Source organism: Skermanella sp. (assembly GCF_059503625.1).
In genome coordinates this window covers 1-9,814 of sequence record NZ_JCACHA010000771.1, presented here as the reverse complement: position 1 = coordinate 9,814, position 9,814 = coordinate 1, and the positions used below count along the sequence as shown (strand labels likewise).

Below are 9,814 nucleotides of genomic sequence, written 5' to 3'. Positions count from 1 at the left end.
CGCGGCCCGGGGACGTGCTGCTGGGCCTGGACCTGGTGGCGCACCAGATCGAGGGCCGGCGCGATGTCAACCGCCGGCTGCGGAACCGGGGCGTGCGCGTCTTCTATGTCGTCTACGACCTGCTTCCGGTCCTGCGGCCGGAATGGTTCCCGCCGTTCCCGCTGTTCCGCACCTGGCTTCAGGCGATCGCGTCCGAGGCCGACGGCCTTATCTGCATCTCGCGGTCGGTGGCACAGCAGTTCCTGTCCTATGTCCGGGAACTGGAAGTCAGCCGGTTCACGCCGCTGCGCGTCGGGCACTTCCATCTCGGCGGCGATATCGATACCGGGGCCGGCGAGGCGTCCGACGAGGTCAAGGCCCTGCTGAAGAGGCCTACCCGCAAGTTCCTGGTGGTCGGCACGGTCGAGCCCCGCAAGGGCCATGCCCAGTGCCTTGCCGCCTTCGAGGAACTTTGGGCCGCCGGCAAGGACATCGACCTCGTCCTGGTCGGCAAGCAGGGCTGGATGGTCGACGAGCTGGCCGAGCGGATGCGCAATCACGCGGAGGCAGGCAAGCGGCTCCATTGGCTCGGCAAGGCATCGGACGCCGACCTCAACGCCCTTTACGAGAACTGCACGGCGCTGCTTGCCATGTCGCAGGACGAAGGCTTCGGGCTGCCGCTGATCGAAGCCGCCAAGCATGGGCTGCCGATCCTGGCGCGCGACATCCTCGTGTTCCGCGAGATCGCCGGGGAGCACGCGGCCTATTTCTCAGGCTCGGGCGGAAGCGACTTCGCTTCGGCGCTGTCGGCCTGGATCGGCCGTCACGAGCGGGGAGAGGTCGCGGACTCCGGCGCCATGCCGTGGCTTACCTGGGCCGGTTCCGCCGAGCGGCTGGTCGACGTCGTGCTGCATGGAAGCTGGGATGCAACCTGGGTTCCGGGGCAGGCCGAGGAGGAGCGCGCCGAGGCCGGCATGGCGGAGGAACGGGCCGGCGACGGGAAGACCGCCGACGCTGGAATCGCCGGCGCCGGGATCGCCGGCGCCGGGACCGCCGATGGCGAGGCTTCGGATCCGGAGGAGACGCTGGAGCCGCCCCGGCTGTCGAGGCAGGCCTGATTGAACTTTCTCGCACAGCCGGGCGTGTGATGCGTCCGGCGGCCGAAGCGATATTTTTATTGTCGCACTCGCCTTTTTCGAGCATCCGGAATCGGCTATCGTCGCCAAGTCGAAAACAGCCCGTGTCCATCGGCTTCGCAGCCTGTGAGCATGGCTGGTCGCCGCGCCCGATGCGGTTTCGGCCGGGTTCTTTTTGGCCGGCACGCGGGGTCCCGGTGCCTTGATATTGTTCGGACGGTATGACATTGACCCATGAACAGGAATACGATAAGCGGCGCTGAAAAATGATCTTGCTGATTCTCGGCGATATGGATTGTTTAAACGCCTCCCATGGACAGTGCCTTTGTGAGCAAGGGGAAGAGTAATGAAGCGCGCTTTGGTTACTGGTGTGACCGGACAGGACGGAGCCTATCTTTCTGAACTTCTGCTCAAGCAAGGGTATGAAGTGTACGGCATGCTGCGGCGGAGCAGCTCGGCCGATGTGGTCGATGCGCGCCTGCGGTGGCTTGGGATCGAGAAACAGATCAAGTTCGTCGACGGTAACCTGACCGACCTTTCCGGTCTCATCAGGACACTGAAGGAAGTAAAGCCGGACGAGGTGTACAACCTTGCCGCGCAGTCCTTCGTCAAGTCGTCCTGGCAGCAGCCGCTCCTGACCGGTACGGTGACCGGACTCGGCGCCGCCAACATCCTGGAGGCCGTCCGGCTGGAATGCCCGACCGCCCGTTTCTACCAGGCATCCTCGTCCGAGATGTACGGCTTGATCCAGGAGCCGGTGCAAAGCGAGACCACTCCGTTCTACCCGCGCTCGCCCTATGCCGCCGCCAAGCTCTACGCTCACTGGATGACGGTCAACTACCGCGAGAGCTTCGGTCTTCATGCCAGCAGCGGCATCCTGTTCAACCATGAATCGCCGCTGCGGGGCATCGAGTTCGTCACCCGGAAGGTGACCGACGGCGTCGCCCGCATCAAGCTGGGGCTCGAGAAGGAACTGCGTCTCGGCAACATCGACGCCAAGCGCGACTGGGGCCATTCCAAGGACTACGTCCGGGCGATGTGGCTGATGCTTCAGCAGGAAGTTCCGGACGACTACGTCATCGCCACGGGCCGGACGACGACCGTGCGCGACATGTGCCGGATCGCCTTCGAGTATGTCGGCCTGAACCCGGACGACCACATCGTGATCTGCCCGGACCTGTTCCGCCCGGCCGAAGTCGACGTCCTCCTGGGGGATGCCACCAAGGCGAAGGAAAAGTTCGGCTGGGTGGCGGAGATCAGCCTGGAATCCATGATCCAGGAAATGGTCGACGTCGATCTTCAGCGTGTCCGCCGAAACATGCAGTAGGAATGGTCGTGGCCCTGAAGGACATGCCCCTGAAAGTGCTGGTAACGGGAGCCGGCGGCTTCGTCGGCCATCACCTGATCGCTGCCTTGGACCAGGTACTGGCTCCGGGAAGCGAGATCGTCGCCGGCTATTCCAAGGCGGCGGCAAGCGCTGCGGTGCAGGGCGAAGGCGTCGGTACCCGCATCGGCGTCCGCGCCGTCGGGCTTGACGTGACCGACGATGTCCAGGTGAGCAGCGTCCTTGGGGCCGAGCGGCCGACCCATGTCGTGCATCTCGCCGCGATCGCCGCCGTCACGGCGGCGACCCGCGATCCGCGCATGACCTGGAACGTCAACCTGAACGGCACTCTCAACATCGCCCTCGCGGTGCGGGCGGAGTGTCCGGAATGCCGGATCGTCTTCAGCGGCAGTTCCGAGATCTACGGCGCCAGTTTCAAGGCCGGCCTGCCGCTCGACGAGTCGTCGGAACTTCAGCCGGTCAACCCCTATGCCAGCAGCAAGGCCGCGGCCGACCTGATGCTGGGGCAGATGGCCCGGCAAGGACTGAAGGCCATAAGGCTGCGGCCGTTCAACCACACGGGTCCGGGACAGAGCGAGGACTTCGCGATACCGTCCTTCGCGGCGCAGATCGCCCGGATCGAGCGGGGGCTTAGCGAACCGGTGATTCGGGTCGGGTCGCTGGACGCCATGCGCGATTTCCTGGATGTCCACGACGTGGTCGATGCCTATGTCGCCGCGGTGCTGCGGGCCGACGATCTGCCCATGGGATGCGTGATGAATCTGGCGTCGGGCAAACCCCGCCGCATCGGGGACATGCTCGACAGCCTGCTGGCGATGTCCGATACGCGGATCGAGGTGGCGCCGGACCCGGCGCGCTTCCGGCCCAGCGATACTCCGCTGGTGGTCGGTGACAGCAGCCGGGCGCATGCCTTGCTGGGCTGGCAGCCGCGGCGGGATATCGAAGATACTCTCCGCTCCGTTCTCGACTATTGGCGCACCCGCGTCGTGGCTTGAGAGCCCGTCGTCAAAGGTGCGTGACCGCCTGAAGGGGGCCATGCACCTTCGAGGTCCATGATATCAGCGGGTGACGGTACCGGCGGTCGCGAGCTGCCGGATCACGGCGGCCAGCTGATCGCGTGCGGCAACTGCCATCGCTTTTCCGGCGCCGTCGCTTTCATGGATGAACGTCGTGAAGATGCGCGCCTTGTTGATGTAGTAGAGGTGCCGGAATTCGGTCGTACGGTCCGGCGTCGCGCAGGTGGCTTCGCCCGTCCGCAGGGTGATCTCGCGCAGGCTTTCGACCGGCCCCAAGGACGAGCTGAACTTGCCGGAGCAGCTGTTCCTCAGCACATCCACATAGGAATCCGTCAATTCCACGAGGCCGCGGTTGTCGATGATGCTGATCTCCCGGATGCCGCCGAACACCGGCCCGTATTTCCAGGCGAATGTCGCCGGACGCTGATCCGGGGCGACCCGTTCCATCGATACCGGCACGATGCCGGCCATGCCGGCCGCGGACAGCAGGCTGACGAGCGCGTCGGGCAATGCCGGCCCGATGATGGGGCTGACAACCGGTGCGGCCGACGGTGCCGGTGCGGGTGAGGGGGCCGATTCGGCAGGTAGCGGAGCGGCCGTGCGCGGCAGCGCCGCGAGTTGCACCGGGGCCAGCGAGGGATCGGGCAGGATTTCGATCTCCGCCGCCGGCGGAACCGAGTCGGCTGCCGGTTCCGGAGCCGCGAACGTCATCGGTGCCGGAGTCGGGGCAGGAGTCGGGGCAGGCGTTGGAGCCGAAGCTGGAGCAGGCGTCGGAAGAGGCAGGATCGGCGGTGCGGCCGCTGGCTGGACCTTCGCGACCGAACCGCCGTCGGTGTCGACGCAGGTACTGAGGTCGGCCAGCGCCCTGCCGCTTCCGCGCAGATTGACCGTTATCTTCAGTTCCGGATTGTCGACCGCGAGCGTGCTGCCCCGCCGCAGCGACTCGAAGAAGCCCTGGTCCTTGCCCATCGTGATCGCCATGGCCGACGGGCGGGTGACCAAGCCCGAGTTCTGCCGCGTCTCCTTGCCGTCGATCGTCAATCTGGTCGGCAGGACCGATTTCGTCTTGAGCTTGTCGGATGCGAGTCCGACGAGGACGATGACTTCACCGGCCTTGTTCCGGGCGATCAGCAGGGCATGTCCGTTGTCGAACCGCGTTCCGGCGGCGCAATAGTCGAAACCGCCGCTATCCTTGGTAACCGCCGTGATCGACCAGTCCTCGGTCGGATTGGCCGGTTTCGATACCGCTGGTCTGGACGCCACCTTGTCGGCGGCGGCCACCGGCGCGGCGGCGATGCCGAACGCAACGCTCAGGCCGGCTGTCCAAATCATCCAGTGCTTCATAACATTGCTTTCCAAGGTGCCATCGGTTTGGAGGGGTCAACGCGCAGGGACGGGTGCTGCCGCAGGGCCGTCCGCGCTCGGGCATGCCGGGATCCGATCCAGCAGGGCCGGCCAGTTCTCGAGCCAACCCGAGTCGTGGGAAGCGCCGGCGATCGTGACGATGCGGATGCAGCCGCCGGGCGGAGACCGCATGGCGAAGGAATCGGCGATCAGCCGCGGCACGATCCTGTCGTTCGCCCCGACGAGATGAAGTTGCGGAACGGCTGCCAGACGTGCGGCCGAATCGATCGGGTCGAGAGATCCCCGGAGCGGAGAGACGCGGTGATGCGATGTCCAGACGCCATGCGCGACGTTGCCGGCGACCGTGACGACCGCCGCGACGTCGGAACGGCGCACGGCCAGCAGAACGGCGAGACCGCCGCCGCCGGAGTAGCCGATCAGCGTGAGCCGCCGCCGGGGAGAGGGGGGAAGAGTACGGTCGATCGCTTCGTCCAGCGCGGCGACCACCGATTCGGCGAACCGCTGGGAGGTCCAGAACGGAACGCCGCACGAGTCGCGGGTACCGGCCGGGCGGAACTGGCAGGGACGCGCCAGGTACAGGACGCTTGGGGCCCTGTCCGCCGCCGCCAGACGCAGGGCGACCGGATTGAGCGGCGTCGGATCGCTGGAAGGATCGGTGGTGGTCTCCCACGCGTAGCCGTCTCCTTCTATATAGACGTCCACATCGTAGGCGTTCGACGGGGCGCCGGCGCTTGAAGCCGCCGCCGGCGAAGCGAAACGCGACCACGTCGTCAGGGCGAAGCCCCGGCTGTGCAGGGCGCCCCTGGACAATCCGCCCCGGTTCGCGATCTCTCCCGCCGAGGAGCTGCGCTCCGCCGGAGTCGCGGTGCATCCCGCAAGATGGGGCAGGGCCAGCATTCCGAGCACGGCGGCGGCAAGGACGCGCACCATGGGGCCGGTCCGACGAAGCGGATCGACCCGCCGAAGCGGATCATTCGCGACGAAGGTCATGGAGCATCTTCCGGACATCGGGGGCCAGGGGGATCAGCCGCTCGATGCCGGCGTCCACTGCCCGCAGCATGCGAGCCTGACCCAGATTGCCCCATTCGGCCGTGGGTGCCATCGCGATGCCGGTGAACCACAGCGCTACCGGGTCGTTCGGGTTGCGGAGCAGCAGTTCGTTGCCGAAATTGATCGCGACGGCGGTATTCTGCGACTGTACGAGCGTGCCGAGGAAGGGAGCCGCGAGGTCGGTCCGCTCCGGCATCTCCTGCCGCAGCGTCATGACCTTCTGGCTCCAGGTGGGGATCTCCCACTCGCGCAGCCGGTCGAATTGCGGGTCGCCCATTTCCGTCGCCAATTCGTCGCGCATGATCACCGTCAGCGACTTCAGCCGGATACTGGAGGGAAGCTCCGCGACATGCCGGTCGACGGCCCGCATCAGGGCTTCGAACCAGTAGACTTCGCTCGCGGTGAACGCGGCGCCGGTCCGGCCCTTGGCCGCCAGACGATTGGTCAGGTCCAGCGTCAGCCACCAGAGATGCATGCCGCCCTGCCCATGGTCGGACAGCAGCCAGGGCGGCAGCGACCGGTCGATGGGGCCGCCGGTCCGCATGTTCGCCAGGACGCGCTGGGCATCCAGGGCGAGCCGCACGGTCATCACGGATGCCGTCACCAGCACCAGCCCGGCAAGCGCCGCGACTCCGGCATGGAGGAAGCGCTTGTAGTGGTTCGCGGGCGAGTGCCCGTCGCGGCTCCGGGATGGGCGGGGCAGGCCGCCGGCGGTCGCCGCCAGTGCCGCCGCCTGGAAGGGAACCGCTTCCGGCAGGGTGAACCACGCCGCGAGCAGGCCCGCCACGACGACCCAGACGGCGCACAGGACCACGTGGGACCGGCGGCGGGCGCACAGGATAGCGGTGACCGGAAGCGCCAGCAGCAGCAGGCCGCCCGGCAAGCCGGTCGAGATCGTCGCTTCCAGGTACGAGTTATGGGTGTGGAAGGCCCCGCCGCCCATGATGTCCAGGCTGGGTTGCCATGTTTCGCTGTCCACGCGGATGTCGCGGACATGTTCGAGGAACCGGTAGAGGATATCGTTGTACGAGCCCCATCCCGATCCGTGCAGCAGCAGCCATGGATCGGCGCGCAGCGCCTCCAGCGCCACGCGAATCATCTCCCAGCGCGAAAGAGGCGATTCGAGGTTGTACGATTTGCCGAGCCAGTACATTCCGGCAGGGACGGCGAAGATGATGGCGGATGCTGCCGCGACCGTCGCCGCTCGCCAGATCTTCCCTGTTCCGGTCAGCCAGGAAAGCGCGGCCAGGCCGGGAATGACCAGCACGAAGATGCCGATCGCCGTCTTGTTGGAGGACGTCACGACGATGGCGCCGCCCAGCAGCAGCGCCGCCGCAATCCGCAGTCCCCCGGGATTTCCGCACAGGCGCCGGGCCAGCGGCAGCGGTGCGAGCAGCCGGGCGACCGCCGGCGGCCAGCGAAGCGAGGTGTCGCTTATCACGATGGGGATCAGGAAGAGACCGAGGATCGCCGCGAATTCGGGCCAGTACACCGGACGCCAGGGAGAGCCGATCGGCTCGCTGATGTTCAGTCCGAGGAGGATGACGCCTGAAATCACCGCCGATACGACGACCGCCCGGCGGACAAGGCGCTTCTGCCACACCGCCAGCGTCAGTGCCGTCAAGGCGGTAAGCGCCACCTGCCACAGCACTCCTTCCCCGGTCTGGGGAGGACCGATCAGCGAGCGGGCCGGAAGCGGCGCCGCGAGCGAGGCGATGGCGGACCAGAGTGCGAGAGCGCCGGTAACCAGCGTCAGCGGGTGCGTCAGGGCACCTGAGACGGGATAGCCGAGCATCGTCATGGCGGCGAGACATATGGTCGCGGCTCCGCCGCAGGCGAACAGGGCGGCGATCACCGGTTCCGACTGGTACCAGATGCCGAATGCCAAGGGTTGCAGCGCCGGAACGAATATGAAGAAGGACAGGCAGACGATCGTGCCGCCGCATGCGGCCAGGATGCCTTCGGTCCTGTCGCCGGAGCGTGTCGCCACAAGTCCCCCACGTAGCGCCTCGACAGCCTCCGCCGGCTTGGCCGCCGGTGTATCGATGGCTTGCAGCTTGCTGGACAACCGGCAATCCCCTTGATGCGGAAGTACCGCCGACGGTCCGGAAAGCCAATGTCTTCCGGAGCTTCCGATAACTTCCTGAACTCGACATGGGTGGTGGAGCGGCTGCACGCCGGCTAACACCACGGACAGCGCGGTACTATTAAGGCGAGAAATAAACTTTGCCTTAACGCTGATGCCGTCGTCCGGCCAAGGCGGTCCCAGCGAAACGGCATTGAGGTTAAAGGAGTGTTTCCTTTGGTCTGCTCTACCATGTCGAGTGGCCTGAAAGTCACAAAACTGGCCAGTTGTGCAATGCCGCACGCCCTGAGACATATAAACCCTTGCAAGCTCTCTTTTGAATGTTTACTCCTTTCGATAAGCAGTTCGAAATTTTCAGAGCTTTGCCGCATTCGCCGCAGGGGGCTAATTTATGTTGATTAACAAGCGTCAAAGGAAGCAGGCGGTACTGCTTGCAACTACGTCGGTATTCGCGTTTACCGCAGTATTCTCGGGTGTCGGCAGTGCCTTCGCGGAAGTGAAGTCTGTTACGGCTGTCGCGACTGTCCGGACGACGTCGAACATCGCCGCGTCGGACACCATCGTCGGCACTCCAGCCGCTCCCGTGGCGATCGAATTGGTCGGCGGCGGCACGATCGAGAACAGGGGAACGATCCGCGGTCTGGCCAACGCCTCCGCGATCGTCGTCACCGGCGTCGCCTCCGCCGCGACCAAGATCGACAACTACGGTACGATCGAAGCCAGCAAGACGGCGGGCAACAACGCCCGTGACGTCGCTGCGATCTACCTGAACAGCCGTGCGGACATCATCAACCGCTCCACCGGCGTCATCAAGGGTACCGGCGGCGCCGACGGCATCATCGTGGCGACCGACGTTGCCAACGGCAACCTGCCCGGCTCGACGATCACCAACGAAAATGGCGGTGTGATCTCCTCCGACAGCGGTAATGCGATCTCGGTCTACGGATCGATGCGCAGCATCACCAACAGCGGCAAGATCATCTCCGAGACCGGCACCGCGATCTATCTCGGCGCCAAGGGCGAGATCACCGACGGCATCACCAACACGTCGACCGGTTTGATCCAGGGCGGTCCCGCCGATGGATCGGGCAAGGCGATCGACGCGTCGCTCAGCACGGCCAACCTGACGATCAACAATGCCGGCACCATCGTCGGACAGATCCTGTTCGGCACGGGCACCGACACGCTGAACGTCATCGGCGGCAAGATCACCGGCAACGTCAGCGGCGACTCGAAGGACACCGTCAACTTCAACCTGGGCACGGGTTCGTTCACGACCGCCGGCAAGTTCGTCGGCATCGGCACGATCAACGCCAACAGCGGCACGACGACGCTGGCCCAGGCCGTGACCGGCGCCTCCGCCTTCAACATCAAGTCCGGCGCCACGGTCAAGCAGTCCGCTTCGATCGCCGCGACGACGGTGACGAACGCGGGCACGCTGAACGTCGGTTCGTCCAAGCAGACGATCACCGGCAACTACGTCCAGACCGGCACCCTCGCGCTGACGATCACCGATGCAGCCAATGGTTCGCTGTCGGTTTCCGGGACCGCCGACGTCAAGGGCAAGGTGGCTCCCGACACCAAGACGCTGCGGACGGCCGTCATCACTCCCGGCACCTCGTTCACGGTGCTGGAATCGACCGGTACGCTTACCGCCGCTTCCGACCTCTCGGTTGACGGCACCAACACGATCGAGAAATTCGCCGTATCCAAGTCGGGCAACCTGCTGAAGATCACGCGCGAAGCCGGTATCTCCCCGGACGCTCCCGTCCAGAAGGCTCTCAACAGCCTCAAGTCCGGCGCGATTTCCACTGGTGGAGATCCGTCCGTCGCCCAG

7 protein-coding genes are annotated in these 9,814 nt (G+C 65.7%); 4 read left to right on the top strand and 3 right to left on the bottom strand.

Translation table 11 applies throughout. From position 1 onward, the window contains the following. The 3 genes from AC5JJ6_RS26950 to AC5JJ6_RS26940 all read left to right on the top strand — a co-directional run. The coding region (locus AC5JJ6_RS26950) for a glycosyltransferase family 4 protein (RefSeq protein ID WP_496045027.1) at positions 1-1,097 on the top strand (1,097 nt) is incomplete at its 5' end. Between the two features lie 364 nt (positions 1,098-1,461). Then, complete coding sequence (gene gmd / locus AC5JJ6_RS26945) at positions 1,462-2,442, top strand: GDP-mannose 4,6-dehydratase (RefSeq protein ID WP_496045026.1); 981 nt, start codon at positions 1,462-1,464, stop codon at positions 2,440-2,442. Between the two features lie 8 nt (positions 2,443-2,450). Beyond that, on the top strand, positions 2,451-3,455 hold the full coding sequence (locus AC5JJ6_RS26940) for a GDP-mannose 4,6-dehydratase (RefSeq protein WP_496045025.1): 1,005 nt from the start codon (positions 2,451-2,453) through the stop codon (positions 3,453-3,455). Positions 3,456-3,518: 63 nt separating this feature from the next. Here the strand turns inward: AC5JJ6_RS26940 and AC5JJ6_RS26935 are convergent, their stop codons facing one another. Genes AC5JJ6_RS26935 through AC5JJ6_RS26925 form a run of 3 tightly spaced genes read right to left on the bottom strand, consistent with a single transcriptional unit; the run spans position 3,519 to position 7,959 of the window. Then, positions 3,519-4,808, bottom strand: coding sequence for a hypothetical protein (locus AC5JJ6_RS26935; RefSeq protein ID WP_496045024.1), 1,290 nt, complete (start codon positions 4,806-4,808; stop codon positions 3,519-3,521). A gap of 48 nt (positions 4,809-4,856) precedes the next feature. Further along, positions 4,857-5,831, bottom strand: coding sequence for a dienelactone hydrolase family protein (locus AC5JJ6_RS26930; RefSeq protein ID WP_496045023.1), 975 nt, complete (start codon positions 5,829-5,831; stop codon positions 4,857-4,859). Continuing rightward, complete coding sequence (locus tag AC5JJ6_RS26925; RefSeq protein WP_496045022.1) at positions 5,812-7,959, bottom strand: O-antigen ligase family protein; 2,148 nt, start codon at positions 7,957-7,959, stop codon at positions 5,812-5,814. The genes AC5JJ6_RS26930 and AC5JJ6_RS26925 overlap by 20 nt, the downstream gene beginning before the upstream one ends. A 409-nt stretch (positions 7,960-8,368) precedes the next feature. Here AC5JJ6_RS26925 and AC5JJ6_RS26920 point away from each other — a divergent pair. Next, the coding region (locus AC5JJ6_RS26920; RefSeq protein ID WP_496045021.1) for a beta strand repeat-containing protein at positions 8,369-9,814 on the top strand (1,446 nt) is incomplete at its 3' end.

What these genes read in the sequence shown, in the direction of transcription:
- gmd (WP_496045026.1), top strand. Translation starts at nt 1,462, where the DNA reads ATGAAGCGCGCTTTGGTTACTGGTGTGACCGGACAGGACGGAGCCTAT.
- AC5JJ6_RS26935 (WP_496045024.1), bottom strand. Translation starts at nt 4,808, where the DNA reads ATGATTTGGACAGCCGGCCTGAGCGTTGCGTTCGGCATCGCCGCCGCG.
- AC5JJ6_RS26930 (WP_496045023.1), bottom strand. Translation starts at nt 5,831, where the DNA reads ATGACCTTCGTCGCGAATGATCCGCTTCGGCGGGTCGATCCGCTTCGT.